The sequence below is a fragment of the Pseudomonas sp. HP_14 genome (assembly GCF_055283875.1).
This window is the reverse complement of sequence record NZ_JBTOQI010000005.1, coordinates 166,690-184,627: the sequence shown is the minus strand read 5'-3', so window position 1 is coordinate 184,627 and position 17,938 is coordinate 166,690. Positions and strand designations below refer to the sequence as shown.

At 59.0% G+C, this 17,938-nt stretch carries 17 protein-coding genes; 5 read left to right on the top strand and 12 right to left on the bottom strand.

Features of this window, described 5'->3' with window-relative positions:
- Nucleotides 1–62 precede the first annotated feature (62 nt).
- The gene (locus tag ACYASS_RS05930; RefSeq protein WP_463585438.1) at nt 63–947 is read right to left on the bottom strand and encodes a LysR family transcriptional regulator; all 885 of its coding nucleotides are present in this window, start codon (nt 945–947) and stop codon (nt 63–65) included.
- A gap of 96 nt (nt 948–1,043) precedes the next feature.
- Here ACYASS_RS05930 and ACYASS_RS05925 point away from each other — a divergent pair, with 96 nt between their 5' ends.
- Nucleotides 1,044–2,168, top strand: coding sequence for a DSD1 family PLP-dependent enzyme (locus tag ACYASS_RS05925; RefSeq protein WP_463585437.1), 1,125 nt, complete (start codon nt 1,044–1,046; stop codon nt 2,166–2,168).
- A gap of 191 nt (nt 2,169–2,359) precedes the next feature.
- Here the strand turns inward: ACYASS_RS05925 and ACYASS_RS05920 are convergent, their stop codons facing one another.
- The gene (locus ACYASS_RS05920) at nt 2,360–3,385 is read right to left on the bottom strand and encodes an aldo/keto reductase (protein WP_463585436.1); all 1,026 of its coding nucleotides are present in this window, start codon (nt 3,383–3,385) and stop codon (nt 2,360–2,362) included.
- Between the two features lie 99 nt (nt 3,386–3,484).
- Nucleotides 3,485–4,378: a LysR family transcriptional regulator gene (locus tag ACYASS_RS05915; RefSeq protein ID WP_463585435.1), complete on the bottom strand. Its 894-nt coding sequence runs from the start codon at nt 4,376–4,378 to the stop codon at nt 3,485–3,487.
- 462 nt (nt 4,379–4,840) lie between these two features.
- Between ACYASS_RS05915 and paoA the strand changes: the two genes are divergently transcribed.
- From paoA to ACYASS_RS05895, 4 genes are all read left to right on the top strand, one after another.
- Nucleotides 4,841–5,485 carry an aldehyde dehydrogenase iron-sulfur subunit PaoA gene (paoA, locus tag ACYASS_RS05910; RefSeq protein WP_463585434.1) on the top strand — a complete coding sequence of 215 codons (645 nt, stop codon included), beginning with the start codon at nt 4,841–4,843 and terminating at the stop codon, nt 5,483–5,485.
- Nucleotides 5,482–6,438, top strand: a complete 957-nt coding sequence (locus ACYASS_RS05905; protein ID WP_463585433.1) for an FAD binding domain-containing protein — start codon at nt 5,482–5,484, stop codon at nt 6,436–6,438. Before paoA ends, ACYASS_RS05905 begins: the two co-directional genes overlap by 4 nt.
- Entirely contained in the window at nt 6,435–8,633 is a 2,199-nt protein-coding gene (gene paoC / locus ACYASS_RS05900; protein ID WP_463585432.1) for an aldehyde oxidoreductase molybdenum-binding subunit PaoC, read from the top strand. The genes ACYASS_RS05905 and paoC overlap by 4 nt, the downstream gene beginning before the upstream one ends.
- 250 nt (nt 8,634–8,883) lie before the next feature.
- Nucleotides 8,884–9,876 carry an aldo/keto reductase gene (locus ACYASS_RS05895; RefSeq protein WP_463585431.1) on the top strand — a complete coding sequence of 331 codons (993 nt, stop codon included), beginning with the start codon at nt 8,884–8,886 and terminating at the stop codon, nt 9,874–9,876.
- A 272-nt stretch (nt 9,877–10,148) separates the two neighbouring features.
- On the opposite strand, the gene ACYASS_RS05890 is transcribed toward ACYASS_RS05895, so the two are convergent.
- The 9 genes from ACYASS_RS05890 to ACYASS_RS05850 form a co-directional block, all read right to left on the bottom strand.
- The gene (locus ACYASS_RS05890; RefSeq protein ID WP_463585430.1) at nt 10,149–10,625 is read right to left on the bottom strand and encodes a (R)-mandelonitrile lyase; all 477 of its coding nucleotides are present in this window, start codon (nt 10,623–10,625) and stop codon (nt 10,149–10,151) included.
- A 52-nt stretch (nt 10,626–10,677) separates the two neighbouring features.
- A complete protein-coding gene (locus tag ACYASS_RS05885) occupies nt 10,678–11,457 on the bottom strand; it encodes a carboxymuconolactone decarboxylase family protein (RefSeq protein ID WP_463585429.1) in 780 nt (259 codons plus the stop codon).
- A 171-nt stretch (nt 11,458–11,628) separates the two neighbouring features.
- Nucleotides 11,629–12,522, bottom strand: coding sequence for a LysR family transcriptional regulator (locus ACYASS_RS05880; RefSeq protein ID WP_463585428.1), 894 nt, complete (start codon nt 12,520–12,522; stop codon nt 11,629–11,631).
- 112 nt (nt 12,523–12,634) lie between these two features.
- Nucleotides 12,635–12,919, bottom strand: a complete 285-nt coding sequence (locus ACYASS_RS05875; RefSeq protein WP_243248850.1) for a LysR family transcriptional regulator — start codon at nt 12,917–12,919, stop codon at nt 12,635–12,637.
- Nucleotides 12,909–13,226, bottom strand: coding sequence for an antibiotic biosynthesis monooxygenase family protein (locus ACYASS_RS05870; RefSeq protein ID WP_463585427.1), 318 nt, complete (start codon nt 13,224–13,226; stop codon nt 12,909–12,911). Before ACYASS_RS05870 ends, ACYASS_RS05875 begins: the two co-directional genes overlap by 11 nt.
- Before the next feature lie 552 nt (nt 13,227–13,778).
- Nucleotides 13,779–14,735, bottom strand: a complete 957-nt coding sequence (locus ACYASS_RS05865; RefSeq protein ID WP_463585426.1) for a 2-hydroxyacid dehydrogenase — start codon at nt 14,733–14,735, stop codon at nt 13,779–13,781.
- Between the two features lie 31 nt (nt 14,736–14,766).
- Nucleotides 14,767–15,531, bottom strand: a complete 765-nt coding sequence (locus ACYASS_RS05860; protein ID WP_463585425.1) for an SDR family oxidoreductase — start codon at nt 15,529–15,531, stop codon at nt 14,767–14,769.
- A 170-nt stretch (nt 15,532–15,701) separates the two neighbouring features.
- Nucleotides 15,702–16,403, bottom strand: a complete 702-nt coding sequence (locus ACYASS_RS05855; protein WP_463585424.1) for a fumarylacetoacetate hydrolase family protein — start codon at nt 16,401–16,403, stop codon at nt 15,702–15,704.
- Nucleotides 16,404–16,510: 107 nt separating this feature from the next.
- On the bottom strand, nt 16,511–17,860 hold the full coding sequence (locus ACYASS_RS05850; protein WP_243248841.1) for an MFS transporter: 1,350 nt from the start codon (nt 17,858–17,860) through the stop codon (nt 16,511–16,513).
- Nucleotides 17,861–17,938 lie beyond the last annotated feature (78 nt).

The window sequence follows — 17,938 nt, the reverse complement described above, 5'->3', positions numbered from 1 at the left end:
CTAAAGTGAACCGCATCCGACCTTATCGCGGGCAAGCCCGGCTCCCGCAAAGCCACTCCAGGTTAGCCCCCCAACGACTCTTCAAGAAACGCCACCAACACCTGCAAACGCGCTGTACGGTTTTTCCGGGAGCGGACCAGCAGGCTGATGGGCGCGCTGTCGAATTCCCACTCTGGCAAGACCCGCACCAGCGCCCCGCTCGCCAACGCGTCGTTGACATCCCATTGAGAGCGCAACACCAGCCCCAGGTCCTGCTCCGCCCAACGCCTTGCGACGCTGCCGTCATTGCTGAGCATCGCTGGCTCGATACGCAGCGTGCGCCGCACTGACTGTTTGCGCAGTTGCCACAGGGTGACGTCTTCTTCGTTTTCGCGAATACAGATACAGCGATGCCGTAATAAATCTTCGGGTGATTCGGGCGTTCCATGCTGCTCGAGGTAGGCCGGGCTCGCGCACAGCCAGCGCTGGTTGGCCGCGAGAGTACGTGCTACCCACGAACTGTCACTGAAGCCACCGATATGAATTACCGCGTCGCAGTCATAACGATCCGGCCAAGGCGTTTCGCGCAAGTCCAGGTGGACCTTCAGCTGCGGATGTAATTTGGCGAAACGGGCTAACAACGGCGCGATACGCAACCGACCATAACCAAACGGTGCTGCCAGCCTCAGCGTGCCGCGCAGTTGATCATCGGACTGTTTGAAGTCTTCAGGCAGCGCTTCCAGCTGCTCCAGTAGCAGTGCGCTTTGCCGTGCAAAGCGCTCACCTTCGGCTGTCAGGCTCAACTGCCGTGCAGTACGGTTTGCGAGGCTGATACCCAGTAGCCCTTCCAGCTTGCGCAAGCGCATGGACAACGCAGGTGGAGAGACATTCAGGCTTCGGGCCGCGGCACTGAGGGATTCAGAACGGGCAAGGGTCACCGCCAGACGCAAATCTTCGATGGCAATCATTCAATTCAACTTAATGATTAATGCAGGGGCATTTAACCACAGACTTACGCCAACGAAGTAGATTACCAGCATGCACCGCCACCAAGAGCCAAGACCATGCCGACCTTTCAAACCCTGGACACTCCCGCCGCCGTTATCGACTTACCGCGCATGCATCGCAACATCCTGCGTATGCAGCAGCGCATGGACACGCTAGACGTTCGACTGCGCCCCCATGTCAAAACCAGCAAATGCCTGGCGGTCATCGACGCCCAGCGTTCGGCTGGCGCTCATGGCATCACCGTTTCGACCTTGAAAGAAGCTGCTCATTGTTTCGCCCATGGCATCGACGACATTCTTTACGGGGTGGCAATGGCGCCGGGGAAACTGCAGCAGGCGCTGGACCTGCGGACCAAAGGTTGTCGCCTGAGTATCGTGACCGACAGCCTGGTCGGCGCGCATGCAATCGTCAGCTTTGGCAAAGCGCATGGCCATTGCTTCGAGGTCTGGATCGAAATCGACAGCGACGGTCATCGCTCCGGCTTGAAAGTCGACGACCCGACCCTGTTGCAGGTCGCGCAAACCCTGCACGAGGGCGGCATGCAATTACGCGGCGTCATGACCCATGCCGGGTCAAGCTACGAACTCGATGACCCACAAGCATTGCAGGCGATGGCTGAACAGGAGCGTCTGGCCTGTGTGCGGGGAGCAGAAACAATACGGGCTGAAGGATTGCCCTGCGCTGAAGTGAGCGTCGGCTCGACGCCCACAGCACTGTCAGCCGCCAGCCTTGAAGGTGTGACGGAAGTACGTGCGGGGGTTTATGTATTTTTTGATCTGGTGATGCTCAACGTCGGCGTTTGTCAGGCTGATGAACTGGCCCTGAGCGTCCTCACTACTGTGATCGGCCATCAGGTGGAAAAAGGCTGGATCATTACCGATGCAGGCTGGATGGCGATGAGCCGGGATCGCGGAACCCTGAAGCAGAAACGTGACTTTGGTTATGGACAGGTTTGCGCCGAAGCCGGTGAATGGATTGAGGGGGCCGTATTCGAAGGTGCCAATCAGGAGCACGGGGTAATCAGCACCTCGGTAGCCGACATTACCGAACGCTATCCGATCGGCAGCCGCCTGCGCATCCTGCCCAACCATGCGTGCGCGACAGGCGCGCAGTTCCCAGAGTATCAGGCGGTTGATGCCGAGGGTCAGGTGCAGGTTTGGGGGCGGTTGTATGGGTGGTGATAAGTGTTCGGCGTTAAACCACGCCGGCCGGAATTCGCTATCGCCTTAGATCAAAAGCAAAGCGAATACTGCGGTAACACCCCGGACCGGTAGGAGTGAACTTGTTCGCGAGACGTTATCACTGCCAACGAATTCGTCTTCTGACACACCGCTTCGCAGCCTTCGGCAGCTCCTACAGAAGCCCGGCGAGTTCAAACAATCAGGTCGGCTCTAGTCTTACGCCCCTGCACCGGATACCCCGGATCGGTATACCCGTGAGTCGACGTATGCCCCGGCACTACCAGACTATCCACCAGCTTCTCATCTTCAGGCCCCAATTCGAGGCTCAGCGCATCCAGATAACTGTCCCACTGGGCCTCGGTGCGTGGCCCGGCAATCGCAGCGCTGACCAGCCTGTTCGTCAACACCCAGGCAAGCGCGAATGCAATGGACGTCGTGCCGCGCTCAGCCGCATGCTCGGCAATCGTCCGGGCGATTTTCAGTGACTCAGGGCGCCATTCGGTCTGCTGAAGACGCTTGTCGCCACGTGCGGCACGGGAGTCCGCGGGCACTGCTGCATCCACCCCGTACTTGCCACTCAACACACCGCGGGCCAGCGGGCTGTAAGACACGACACCCAGACCGTATTGCTCAGCCGCCGGTAGTTGCTCAACCTCAGCGCTACGATCAACGATGTTGTACAGCGGCTCACTCGCCACCGGACGTTCAATGCCCAATTGATCGGCGATGCGCACCACTTCCGCAATGCGCCACCCATGAAAGTTGGAGACCCCGTAGTAACGGATCTTGCCCTGCCGAATCAGATCGCCGACTGCACGAATCCCCTCTTCCATCGGCGCATCCGTCAGAGCCCGGTGGAAGTACAGAATGTCGATGTAGTCCGTGCCCAGTCGCTTCAGACTCGCCTCAACCGCCTGCATGATCCACTTGCGCGACTGCCCCTGATGGTTCGGCCCCTGATGATCGGGAGTCGGGTAACCGAACTTGGTGGCAAGCACCCAGTTATCGCGTTGCGCCGCGATGGCTCGACCGACGACCTCTTCGGATCGACCGGCATGATAGGCGTCGGCGGTATCGAGGAAATTCACGCCCTGCTCGAAGGCCTTATCAATGATTCGCCGTGAGGTGGGCTCATCCGTTTCGCCGCCAAACATCATGGCGCCCAGGCACAAGGGCGATACTTTCAGAGCGCTGCGGCCCAGATAACGGTGGTCCATAAGGTCCTCTCGAAATGGCAGAATAAACGTTCAACCCATCCTAAGGACCTGCGAATTATTGAGTAAGACCAGAAATCAAGATGCACTTATGAACCAGGCTCATGTATTCAACCGTAGTGCATCCACCACGAGCGCCAGTGCGCGTGATGATTGACGGCGGCTGGCGTAGAACAGGTGAAGGCCCGGAAAAGTCGGGAACCACTCCTCCAGTACCCAGTTCAGCCGACCTGCATCGACATGCGGCTGTGCCAGTTCCTGCGGAATGTAGGCCAGCCCGCCGCCATCAAGTGCGGCCTGAAGAATCTGGTAAACCCCGTTGAATGTAAGCTGCCCGTCCACTCGAATCTGCAGCTCGTTTTTGCCGTTGGCCAACTCCCAGGCATAACAACCGCCATGGGTCGGCAGCCGCAGGTTGATGCAGTTATGTTGATGCAGGTCCTCGGGTTTCAGCGGTGCCGCGCGTTGCTCAAGGTAGGACGGCGCGCCGACGATGGCCATGCGCATGTCCGGCGCGATGCGCACGGCAATCATGTCCTTGGCAACCTGATCGCCCAAGCGCACGCCGATGTCATAACGCTGAGCGACAATGTCGGTCAGGCCATAGTCAGTCACGATTTCGATTTTAAGATCGGGGTACTCCGGGAGGATTTTTTTCAGCCTTGGCCAGAGCACCGTATTCGCGGTGTGATCGGTTGCCGTGATGCGAATGGTGCCTCGCGGTTTGTCACTCAGGCCAATGACCTCATCCAGATCCGCGTCGATCTCTTCGAAACGCGGCGCAAGGCTTTCGAACAGCCTCTCGCCAGCCTCGGTCGGCGACACACTACGAGTGGTACGCGTCAATAACCTCACGCCCAGACGGGTTTCCAATGAGCGAATAGTATGGCTCAACGCCGATTGCGAAACCCCAAGCTGAGCGGCGGCCCGCGTAAAGCTTCTTTCCCGCGCCACGGCGATGAACGCCAGTAAATCGTTGTAACCGTCCCGCGCCATTCATGAGCCCTCTTCATATAATGGGACGATTAAACCACTCGGCGCTTAATACTCCACGCTGTTTGTTTTCAAAATGTATCGAAGCACGCCCCTTGGTAACAGCACGAAGCACCCGTTTTTAAAGGCCCGACGTACATTGATGAGCCGGGCTCAGGTGTGTATTGCGCTCTGCGTGCATAGTCCCGGGGGCGCCATGGCACTACCGTCACCTCCAGACTCTGATCCGGCCTGGATTCATGAAAGCAATTCATAACAGCAAGTGAGCGATTGACTCAAACTTTCGGCAACAGTCGCGAGTCGTAATCTTGATCCCGCTGAAAGCGGCCAGCCCCGATCGGGCTGCAACCACGGACGCAGAGACGCCCGACGCAAGCCACTTTTACTGAAGGCACCGAAACAGGTGCCGCTGCCATGGCTAACGCTGAATTCGCAGCCCTTCCCCATCAAAACGGGAACAAAACAATGGACGACCGTGACCTGATGAAAATAACCAGACGCAAATTCCTGATCGTGGGCGCAGTGACCGCCAGTACCGTAGCGCTCCCCCCGTTCATTTCCGCACTCGCCTCGGCGGCAAACCAGATGGCGCGCCCGGTGCGGGCAGCGGTTGCCCTTGAGGTGAACGGCGTACCTCGGCAACTGGAGCTGGACACCCGCACGACCTTGCTCGACACCTTGCGCGAGCACTTGCACCTGACGGGCACCAAGAAAGGCTGCGACCACGGTCAATGCGGCGCCTGCACCGTGATCGTCAATGGCAAACGGGTTAACTCATGCCTGACCCTGGCAGTGATGCAGCAAGGTTCGAAAGTCACTACGGTCGAAGGTCTGGGGACCCCGGACAAACTGCATGCAATGCAAGCCGCGTTTATCAAACATGACGGTTTCCAGTGCGGCTATTGCACGCCGGGGCAGATCTGCTCGGCCGTCGCAGTGCTCGACGAAATCCGTCAGGGCATTCCGAGCCATGTCAGTCAGAGCCTGACAGATCGACCGCAACTGATTGCCAGTGAATTCCAGGAACGCATGAGCGGCAATATCTGCCGCTGTGGTGCCTACTCCAACATCATCGCTGCCATCAGCGAAGTCGCGGAGGTGACTGCATGAGACCCTTCACCTATGTACGCGCCCAATCCCCGGCTGAAGCGGCAGCACACTCCGCACAGACCGAAGGCTCCAAATTCATTGCGGGTGGCACTAACCTGCTGGATCTGATGAAGCTGGAAATCGAAACCCCGCTGCACCTGATCGACGTGAATGATCTTGCGCTGGACCGTATTGAAGCAACGCCTGAAGGTGGCCTGCGCATCGGAGCCCTGGTGCGCAACACCGACCTGGCCGCAGACCCACGAGTACGCAAGGATTACGGCGTGTTATCGCGCGCGCTGCTGGCCGGTGCTTCCGGGCAACTGCGCAACGCTGCGACCACTGCCGGGAATTTACTGCAGCGCACCCGCTGCCCCTACTTCTACGACACTAATCAGGCCTGCAACAAGCGCCATCCGGGCAGTGGCTGCGCAGCCATCGGCGGCGTCACACGGCAGCTGGGGATTATCGGTGTCAGCAGCGCCTGTATTGCCACGCACCCAAGCGACATGGCGATTGCGATGCGCGTCCTGGATGCTCAAGTGGAAACCGTTCGCCCGGATGGCACCACCCGGGTCATCCCGATTGCCGACTTCCATCGCCTGCCAGGCACGACCCCCAACATCGAAACGTCTCTTGCGGCCAACGAGCTGATTACTGCTGTCACGCTGCCTGCGCCCCTTGGCGGCACGCACCTGTACCAGAAAGTCCGCGACCGGGCCTCTTATGCGTTTGCGCTGATCTCGGTGGCTGCCGTGATTCAAAGCAATGGCAAAGGCCGGATCGCATTGGGCGGCGTCGCGCACAAGCCATGGAGGGTTGAAGAAGCCGACGCGCTGATGCCTGAGGGTGCAAAAGCGGTCACCGTAAAGCTGCTGCATGGCGCGACGCCAACCCATGAGAACGAATTCAAAGTGACGCTCGCCGAGCGCACGCTGGCTTCGGTCATGGCGCAAGCGAGGGCCGCCTCATGAGATTCGATACCCCGGCCACCACCAACCCCATCGACCAGCTTAAAGTCGTCGGCAAGGCCACTCCGCGTATTGACGGCAAGCTGAAAACCACCGGGCAGGCACCTTACGCCTATGAGCATCACGACACGGTACCGAACCAGGCTTACGGCTACGTCGTGACCTCATCCATTGCCAAGGGCCGCATCGGCTCCATGAATCTGGAGGCTGCAAACGCAGCACCCGGCGTACTGGGGATTGTCACGGCAGCCAGTGCAGGCAAGCTGGGCAAAGGCAAATACAACACCGCAAAACTGCTCGGCGGACCTGAAATCCAGCACTACCATCAGGCAATCGCGCTGGTGGTGGCTGAGTCTTTCGAAGAAGCGCGTGCCGCTGCGCAACTGGTGCAGGTCGAGTATCTGCGCAGCAACGGTCGGTACGATCTGGGTCATGACCTGAATGCCGCCGTCAAACCGGAGGGCGAAGCGCCGGATACCGCTCGCGGTGACTTTGCCGGGGCCTTCAGTTCAGCGCCCGTGCAGTTCGATGCGACTTACACCACGCCGGACCAGTCTCACGCGGCCATGGAGCCGCACAGTTCCATGGCGACCTGGGAAGGTGAAAAGCTGATCCTCTGGACGTCCAATCAGATGATCGCCTGGAGTGTCGGCGACGTTGCCACCACCCTCGGGCTGGCTAAAGAAAATGTGCGTCTGGTGTCGCCCTATATAGGCGGAGGTTTCGGCGGCAAACTGTTTATCAGGTCTGACGCCATTCTTGCAGCACTCGGATCGAAGCAGTGCGGCCGCCCGGTAAAAGTGGCTTTGGCACGCCCGCAGATCATCAATAACACCACGCATCGACCGGCCACTGTCCAGCGCATCCGCATCGGTGCCAGCCAGGACGGCAAAATCACCGCCATTGCCCATGAAGGCTGGTCCGGTGATCTCGCTGGCGGTGGCGTGGAGAACGCCGTGCAGCCGACCCAGTTTCTGTATGCCGGTGACAACCGAATGACCGCCATGCGCCTGGCCACGCTGGATTTGCCTGAAGGCAACGCCATGCGCGCACCGGGTGAAACGCCAGGGTTGATGGCCCTGGAAATCGCCATGGACGAGATGGCAGAGAAGCTCGGCCTGGACCCCATCCAGTTTCGGATCATCAACGACACACAGGTCGACCCCGGCAACCCGCAACGACCGTTTTCGCAACGCAGCCTAGTCCAGTGTCTGCAGACCGGTGCCGAACGTTTCGGCTGGAACAAGCGCCATCCACGCCCGGGCATGCAACGCGAGGGCAACTGGCTGATCGGTATGGGGGTGGGCTGCGCTTATCGCAACAACCTGCTGCTCAAATCCGGAGCCAGGGTTCGTTTGAGCAGTAATGGCAAGGTCACGGTGGAAACCGACATGACCGATATCGGTACGGGCAGCTATACCATCATTGCTCAGACGGCGGCGGAGATGATGGGCGTGACCCTGGATGACGTCGTGGTCAAACTGGGCGATTCGGACTTCCCGGTGTCTGCCGGATCCGGTGGCCAGTTCGGCGCCAACTGTTCGACCGCAGGGGTTTATGCGGCGTGCGTGAAGCTTCGCGAAGCGGTGACCAGACGTCTGGGCTACAACGCTGACGATGCAGTGTTCAGCGACGGCCAGGTGCAATTCGCAGGGCGCAGCGTGCCGCTGGGTCAGGCCGCTCGTAATGACGAGCTGGTCGCAGAGGACTCCATCGAGTTTGCCGAGCTGGCCAAGAAGTACCAGCAATCGACCTTCGGTGCACACTTCGTCGAAGTCGCGGTGAACATGGCCACCGGTGAAACCCGCGTCAGACGCATGCTGGCGGTCTGCGCGGCAGGTCGTATCCTCAACCCGACATCGGCACGCAGCCAGGTCATCGGGGCGATGACCATGGGCGTTGGTGCAGCGCTCATGGAGGAGCTGGCGGTGGACAAGCGTCTGGGCTTCTTCGTCAACCACGACCTGGCGGGCTATGAAGTGCCGGTACACGCCGACATTCCCGAGCAGGAAGTGATTTTCCTCGACGAAACCGATCCGGTGTCTTCCCCGATGAAAGCCAAAGGCGTGGGCGAACTCGGACTGTGCGGGGTCAGCGCGGCGATCGCCAACGCGATCTACAACGCGACAGGCGCACGGGTGCGGGAATATCCCATCACCCTGGATAAAGTCCTGAACTCGTTGCCTGAGATGGTTTGATAACGGCGTGCTGCAAGCGGCTTCCAGCCATCCGGTGCTTTCTGTGGGAGCCGAGCTTGCTCGCGATGAACGATAACGCACCTGGACCGTAAACCGCGCTGCGTCTCTATCGCGAGCAAGCTCGGCTCCCACATCACCAGGCAACTCGCATTACTGAACCCACCTCACAACCGTACTTGGATTAACCCGCATTCTCTAACACAGCCCTGCTCTGTAGCCTGTATTCAAAGGCATCTCTATGGAGAACAGAATGAAAATGAGAACACTGGGCAATGCACTCGACGTTTCGGCGATGGGTCTGGGTTGCATGGGCATGAGCTCCGCTTACGGCCCTGCCGCCGACAAGCAGCAGATGATCGCCCTGATGCACGCCGCTATCGAGCGCGGTGTGAATTTTTTCGACACTGCCGAAGCCTATGGCCCCTGGGTCAATGAAGAGCTGCTCGGCGAGGCGCTTGCACCGTTCAAAGGCCAGGTGGTGATCGCCACCAAATTCGGTTTCGATATCGACCTGCAAACCGGCGTGCGCGGCAGCGGACTGAACAGCCGCCCTGCACACATCACAGCGGTTGCCGAAGCTTCACTCAAGCGCTTGAAGGTCGAGACCATCGATTTGTTCTACCAGCACCGGGTGGACCCGGCTGTACCCATCGAAGACGTCGTCGGGGCAATCACCGACTTGATCGCTGCGGGCAAGGTCAGGCACTACGGTTTGTCCGAAGCCAGCGTGCAAACCGTCCGCCGCGCCCATGCCGTGCATCCGGTCACCGCTGTGCAAAGCGAGTACTCGTTATGGTGGCGTGAGCCCGAGCTGGAATTGCTGCCGACGCTGGAAGAACTGAACATCGGCTTTGTGCCGTTCAGTCCTTTGGGCGCAGGCTTTCTGACCGGCAAGATCGATGAAACCACGCAATTCGACAGCAGCGACTTCCGCAACCATGTCCCGCGCTTCACGGCAGAAATGCGTAAAGCCAATCAGGGTCTGGTTGATCTGCTGCGCAGGGTGGCGGATGAGAAAGGCGCGACACCTGCGCAAATCGCGCTGGCCTGGCTGCTGGCTCGCAAGCCGTGGATTGTGCCGATTCCGGGGACCACCAAGCTGCATCGCCTGGAAGAAAACCTCGGCGCCGTGACCCTCGAATTGAGCCCGGCGGACCTGGCCGCCATCGAAGACGCCGCAGCAAAGATCCAGCCCCAAGGTGCGCGCCTGCCGCAAGCGGCGCTGGACATGACCGGGCGTTGAACTAATCCAGCGATAACGTTTTTCCGCAGGAACGGGATAACGCAACCTTGCCGATTGGCCCCGGCCTGTAGAAGCTCACCGAGGTTACGAGGCCAGCGATGCGACTTGTCTGACACACCGCCATCGCGGCCTCGCGTTGCTCGTGCGCTCAGGTCAAATGTTTGCTGCGCGACAGCGGTGTGGCGCCGGAAAAAAAAAAAAGGCCACCCCTCAACGGAGTAGAACCGAGGCGGCCTTGATAACTGTCGTGACCCGATGGCGTTGCCCCCGGATCAGCGTGAAGCGGCATACTCCTGATCACTGACTTGCTCCAGCCAGTTCACCACCTTGCCGTCCTGTGCCTCGGCAATGGCAATGTGAGTCATGCCCGTCGTAGCCGTTGCCCCGTGCCAATGCTTGACGCCTGGCGGAATCCACACCGTGTCGCCAGCGTTGATGGTCTGTACGGCCTTGCCAGATTCCTGTACCAGCCCGGCCCCCGCAGTGACGATCAACGTCTGCCCCAGTGGATGGGTGTGCCAGGCTGAACGGGCACCGGGTTCGAAAGTGACGGTGGCACCGCTGACACGCGCAGGCTCACTACCTTTGAACGGCGCATCGACCCGCACCGTCCCGGTAAAGTAATCCGCTGGCCCCTTCACCGAGGGTTGCGAGCCGTTGGGCGTAACCGTCACCGGCAGCGTGCTCTCGGCATGGGATTCAAACGCAAGCAGGGACAGTGATAACGCAGTAGCTGCCAGTTTCTTCATGATGAACCTCACGGGATATGGTCGGGCATGTCTGGGCATGCCCTCTCATTGATCAACCTTGGGTAGCGCGAGACGCGAACACGTCCTTCAAGACCGGCACAGCCGACATCGCCTTCGGCCAACCGGCGTAGAACGCCAGATGCGTCACCACTTCAGACGCCTGCTCACGGGTCAGGCCGTTATCCATGGCGCGATTGAGATGAAACGGCAATTGCGCGGCCTGCCCCTGAGTGATCAATGCCGCGACAGTGACGAGGCTGCGATCACGCGCTGTCAGGCTGGTCTGGCGCCACAGATCAGCAAACAACACGTCATCAGTGAAACGTCCCAGCTCCGGGGCGACATCCGCCGTTGCCGCAGCAACAGCCGCCTTGCGCCTGGCTTCAATGGCCGGGTCAAGCGTGAGCGGTTCGGTGGCAGGCGGCACGATCTGGTCCGCGGGGATGCCGCGCTCGTCAAAGACCTTCTTCGCCACGCCCACCGCCGACATCGCATTTGGCCAACCGGAATAGAACGCCAGATGGGTAATCAGCGCGCTGATTTCACTGGGCTTGAGGCCGTTGTCCAGCCCGAGGTTCACGTGCCCGGTCATCTGCGCGGTCTGCCCCCCGGCAACCAGCGCCGACAGGGTAATCAGGCTGCGGTCACGCGGGGATAACGCCTCGCGCTTCCAGACTTCACCGAATAACAGGTCAGTGGTGTATTGATAAAGCTGAGGGGTGACTTCCAGCACATCGGGGGAAGGCTTGGGGTCAGGCCTGGCTTTTGACTCACTGCCATCAGAGGCAGTGGCAAAGAACAGAGTGGCGAACGCGGTTGCTAATAGCTTCATGCATGGGCCTTTTAATGATGACTTTGAATGAGATGCCGATGTAAATGAAGGTACTCAAGGTCAGGATCACGCCTGGCGATTCAACGACTCCGGGACGTTAAACCACTGCATTGGCAACGACTATGGGGCGCGCCCCGCATGCAGCCATGAGGGGAATTCACCAATGCCTTCTCAGGGTTGGTAACGCAAGGCATCAACCACCAGAGAAAACGCCAGAGAGGCATGACGGCGATTCGGGTAATAAAGGTGATAGCCCGGACACGGCTGACACCAGTCATCCAGCACCGCGATCAGCTGCCCGTCCTCAATGTATGAAGCCACCCGGTCCTCCGGTAAATAGGCAACGCCCAGCCCGGCGAGTACTGCGTCCATACGCATGACGATGCTGTTGAAGGTCAGTTGCCCCTCGACCCGGACCTTGACCTCGCGACCGTCCTTCTCAAAATCCCAGACAAACAGCTCGCCATGGGTCGGAAAGCGAATATTGATGCAGTTATGGCTGGTCAGATCCTGCGGTACTTCGGGCTGCGGATTTCTGGCGAAATAGGCAGGTGAAGCCACGACTACCCAGCGTAAGTCCGGACTGATTCGCACCGCGATCATGTCCTTGGCGACTCTTTCGCCCAGCCGCACGCCAATGTCAAAACGCTCGGCGACGATATTGGTCAGGCCCGAATCGACATTGACCTCCACATTGATGTCCGGGTACTGCGGCAACAGTTTCTGCAACGCCGGGCCAATAATGGATATCGCCACGTGCTCGCTGGCGGTAATACGAATAGTGCCCGCTGGCGCTTCACGTTGATCGCTCAATACGGCCAGTTCGGACGTTATTTCATCAAAGCGCGGTTTGACCGTGCGCAGGAGCCGCTCCCCGGCTTCAGTGGGCGAAACACTGCGCGTGGTCCGGGTCAATAAACGCAAACCGAGCCGCGCTTCGAGGTTGCGAATGGTGTGGCTCAGGGCCGATGGACTGACGCCCAGTTTGGCGGCAGCCTTGGTAAAACTGCGATCAGTCGCTACTGCGGCAAAGGCAAAAAGATCGTTGAAGTTTTCCTGCTGCATGCTTGTATCCGTCTTTTGATGCGTCTGGAATGCCCAAACTGGTATGTCCGTTCAATTAAAGCATCTGCAATCGTTACACCCTGCCGGGCGCGCCCAAGGTTCGAAAAACAGGTCACCTGGCAGCGATCAGTAGCGCGTTTTGAATATCCTGAAAGCCTGCTTCCAGATGCTGAATAATTTCGGTGGCCTTGGCTGTCGGCTTCACACCATGGGCATGACGAACAAACAGCGGGTCATGAAAGTGGCAGCGTAATTTGGCCAGGGTGTTACTCACCGCAGGCTGCTTCACATGCAGCAGCTCGGCTGTTTTGCTGACGCCTTGCTCGCGATAGATCAGCAACAGTGTGAACAGGCTGTTGAGGTCGATGTTGCGAAACAGGCTCTCGTCAAACTCCATCGCTCTGTGCCTCGGCCAATACCGGCGCGAGGCGGCTGAAGGTCAGCTGTGCGCAGGAATCGATCAACGCGCTGACAATCTCGGTCATTGGCTCACTTGAAAAATGCCCTGTCATGGCTTCGCTGCTTGACCAGTAACCACTGAGGATCCACAAACCGTCCTCGCCCGTACTGCGTATCAGCGAATAACCGAGGCAACCCGGCATGTTTTCAATACGCGCTGTACAGCTTTGCAGTTGCTGTTCAAGTTGTGGGTCAGCCTCTGGGTTGATACGGATTTCCAGGGTATTGACGGCTGCTATGGTCATGATTCCTGCCTGCCCGCTGATGTCTGCGGTTGGAACTTAACCAGCAGGCTTAGTCGCGACTATAGGGCTAAATCTAATTAGCCTCATGAGCCTGATTCATCAATGCGTGAACCATCGTGGCAGGAGAGGAAATTTCCAGTCAGGTTCTGCCAACGGGGAATCAGTTATCAGGAAGATAAAACGGCATGGGTCAGATGATATAAAAAAAGCTACAGCCCTTGGGGAGTAAGAGCTGTAGCAAAGCCCGCGTAAAAAACAGGTGAGGCCGGATCACAAAAAGTAAAGGCCTTGGAGATACGGTGTTGTGGTGCCTGTATCAGGCACCTGAGTCGTTGTCAGCAAATGACCGTTTTAGCGGACGGGATACATTCTGCAATGATTCATGATCCTCCTTCTCAGGCGTCGGCCGGGCTGGCATCGCTCTATTCGCGAAAATCTGGTTGTGGGAGCCGAGCCTGCTCGCCATGAGGTTCATGCAATCTAAAGTGAATTGCGTCCAGCCTTATCGCGAGCAAGCTCGGCTCCTACAGGAAAGCAGGATCGCTGCTAGCCTCAGCCCGTCACACAGCGCTGCGGTTTCTTTCCGGCGAAGGTGTCGACCAGACTGGACACCACCATTTCGGCCATGCGCGTGCGAGTCTGCACCGTGGCGCTGGCCCGGTGGGGTTGCAGCACCACCTGTTCCTGGGCAAACAATGTCTCAGGCACGTTCGGTTCATCGACAAACACATCCAGCCCGGCACCGGCGATTTGTCCGGCTTCCAGTGCAGCGATCAAGTCAGGTTCATTGACCAGTTTGCCGCGTGCCACATTGATCAGATAACCGTCACTGCCCAGTGCCTGCAGAACCTGCGCATTGATGATCCCTTCAGCCTTGTCGGCGGCTGCCGCGAGAATCAGCGCATCGCTGTCACGGGCCAACTCGGTGAGGTCCGCGACAAACGTATGGCTGACATCGCTCATGGGTTGCAGATCGGTGTAACTGACCGGACAGCCAAACGCCGCAGCACGCACGGCGACAGCGCGCCCAACCCGACCCATGCCGACAATACCGATGCGCATGCCACTGACCTGCCGCGCCAGGGGCAACGGTACCAATGGCGTAGCACTTTTCACCCACTCACCGGCGCGCACATAGCGGTCGCCGGTGCACAAACCGCGACAGGCTGAAATCAACAGGCCGATGGCCAGGTCGGCAACGTCTTCAGTCAGCGCGCCAATCGTGGCGGTGACATGAATCCCGCGATCCCGGGCATAGGCCAGGTCCACCGCGTCAGTGCCAACGCCATTGACGGCGATCACTTCCAGCCTGGGCAACTGCTCCATCACCGCGTGGGTAATCCCGGTGTGACCACCGGTAATCACCCCGCGAATATTAGCGCCGTGCTCCTTCAGATACGCCGCTTTGTCGGTCTGCAAATGGTAGGGCCAGACCGTGAACAGTTCATCGAGCTGCGCACGAATATGGGGGATCAGGATGGGGCTGAGCAACAGGACTTCTGGCTTCATGAGAACCTCTGAATAGATGACAAGACGGGTTTCAGCCGCGACCAACGAAGGGCATGTTGGTGGCCATGACGGTCATGTTCAGTACGTTGGCAGACAACGGCAGGCTGGCCATGTACGCCACGGCGTCGGCGATATGCTTGACGTCGACCATGGGCTCCACGGCGATTTCGCCATTGGCCTGGCGCACGCCTTTGGTCATGCGCACCGACAGCTCGGTCAGCGCGTTGCCGATATCGATCTGGCTGCAGGCGATATTGAACTCACGACCATCCAGCGCGAGGGACTTGGTAAGCCCCAATACAGCGTGTTTGCTGGCGGTATACGGCGCCGTGAACGGCCGTGGCGTATGCGCGGAAATCGAACCGTTGTTAATGATTCGTCCACCTTGCGGCTGCTGCCGACGCATCAGGGCAAACGCCCCTCGCGAGCACAGAAACACACCGGTCAGGTTGGTGTTGATCACGTCCAGCCATTTCTCAACCGGCAGCTCATCCATCGGCACCGCTGGGGCGTTGATCCCGGCATTGTTGAAGATCACGTCTAGACGACCATAGACCTCTTCGACCGTGGCGAACATTGCATCAATGCTGGCCGGATCACGCACATCAACCGACACCGCCAGCGCTTCGCGACCTTGTGCATGAGCTTCGTCGACCAGGGCTTGCAGCGGTTCGAGACGACGCCCCACCACCACAACCTTGTAACCTTCGGCAAGCAGAGTCCGGGCGACGGCCTGACCGACACCACTACCGGCACCGGTGACCAAGGCGATTTTGGAGGAAGAGTTATTGGACATTGTTGTTCTCCTTGTTTCGAATTAGGTGATGCGCTGCAAAAAAATCATCTGCATCTGTTGGAGCGAGGTTTGCCCGTGAACCAGCCTGCTCGGTAAGTCAGGTACACCGAATTAGCGTTCTTCGCGGGCAAGCCTCGCTCCAACAGATCCAGAGGACTGCGCCTACAGGGTTACTGGATCGCCACACGCCGTGCACCGACCCGCACTTCAAACTGGCCTACCCCATCAATACCGGCACTGATCACATCGCCCGGCTGGAGCGCATCCACACCCGGTGGCGTACCGGTCATGATCAGGTCGCCTGGCCTGAGCGTGATGGATTGGGACAAGCGACTGATCACCTCACGCACCGACCAGATCTGGTTTTCCAGTGTTGAGCGCTGACGCTCTTCGCCATTCACTGCGAGCCACACGGCACCTTCGCCCGGATGGCCAATCTGACTCACCGGCATGATCGTGGTAATGGGCGCAGAACCATCAAATGCCTTGGCGCCATCCCAGGGCATTCCGGCGACCTTGGCGACTTTCTGCAGGTCACGGCGGGTCAGGTCCAGCCCGGCCGCGTAGCCCCAGACGTGCTCCAGCGCGTTGTCTTCGGAAATGTTCGCCCCTCCCTCACCGATGGCGACGACCAGCTCGATCTCATGACAGAACTCCTCCGTCAGTGGCGGAAAGGCGATTTCGCCTAAGGCATCGATTACCGAACTGGCGGGCTTCATGAAGAACACCGGGGCTTCACGCTGCTGGCCGGTTGCATCACCCCACGGGTAATTGCGCCCCAGGCAAAACACGCGACCGACCGGGAACCGGGCCGTGCTGCCTTCAACGGGTAAGGTGTTCTGAGTGGCAGGCGTAAATACGTAGTTATTCATTGTTGTCCTCGTGCAACGTCCTATCCAGAGCGTTCAGCCTACGACGCTGAAGCGCTGCAAAGTTGGACGAAAGCGGCTTTGTCCTGGATTAAACAGGGGTATTTCCCTTAACGGGTCTGCAATTCGATGCGGTACAGGCGCCCCAGCAGCAGCGAGTAAGACAACGTGCCAATCAGCGCTACCCCGCCGATGAACCAGAAGGCCATCGCGAAGGAGCCGGTGGCGTGAACGATGCCGCCAATCACGATCGGCGTGACGATCCCGCCAATATTCGCCGCAAGGCTGGTAACGCCACCGGTCAGGCCGATCAACTCTTTTGGCGCCACTTCCGACACCGCCGCCCAGGACGCCGAAGCAATGCCCTGCGCAAAAAATGCCGTGGTCAACACAGCGATACAGAGCACGTTGGAGTCAGTGAAGTTGACCAGCACGATCGACATGCCCAGCATCGAGCCCACCACCAGCGGCAATTTGCGCGCGAACGACATGGAGTAGCCACGGCGAATCAACAGGTCGGAAACGATCCCCGCGAGCAAAATTCCCACAGTGGCGCCAATGAACGGCAGCACGGCGAAGATGCCCACTTTGATCATGGTCAGATGACGCTCTTCGATCAGGTACGTCGGGAACCAGGTCAGGAAGAAATACAGCGCTGAAGTGCTGGCGAATTTGCCGATGCAGATCGCCCATATCTGCCGATAGCGAAACAGCTCGGCAATTTGTCGCCAGTTAAATCGGGTGCGCTCTTTGCTGCTTTTGACCAACCCGCCGCCGTCTTCGATGTACTTGAGTTCTTCCTTGCTGACTTTCTTGCAGTTCAACGGATCGCGATAGACAAACAACCAGATCACGCCAAAGACAATGCCGACGATACCGGTGCTGTAAAACACGTGGCGCCAGTCATAAGTCGTCGCCAGCCACAACAGCACGCCGGTAAACAGTGCCGTGCCCAGGTACTGACCACACACGTAGATACTGCTGGCCAGGCCCCGCTCCCGGGCCGGGAACCAGACCGTTACCGCACGGCTGTTGGCCGGAAATGCCGGAGCTTCCATCGCGCCCACGGCAAGCCGCAGCCCGAACAGCGAAGCAAAGCCCCCTGCCAGCCCCTGGCATACGGTGACTGCCGACCAACTGATCAGCGACACCCCGTAAGTGATACGCGAGCCGAACCGGTCCGCGACAAACCCGGCCGGCACCAGTGCCAATGCATAGGTCCAGGCAAATGCGGAGAAGATCAGGCCCATCTCGACCTTATCCAGTCCCAGATCCTTGGCCATGAATGGCGCGGCGATGGAGATGTTCACCCGGTCGACGTAGTTGATGATGGTCGCGATCAGCAACAGGGAAAGCATGAACCAGCGTCGCCGAGTCGGCAGCCGCTGGGAGGTAACGGCGTCCTGAGGAGCCGTATCGGCACTGGCCACTGCGGCCTGGGAGGTTTGGGTACTTGACATGAAGTAGCCTCATTATTGTTGTGATTGAGCGGTTTTCAGACAAAGCGAAGCCATCACCCTCGACTGAGAGCGAAATCA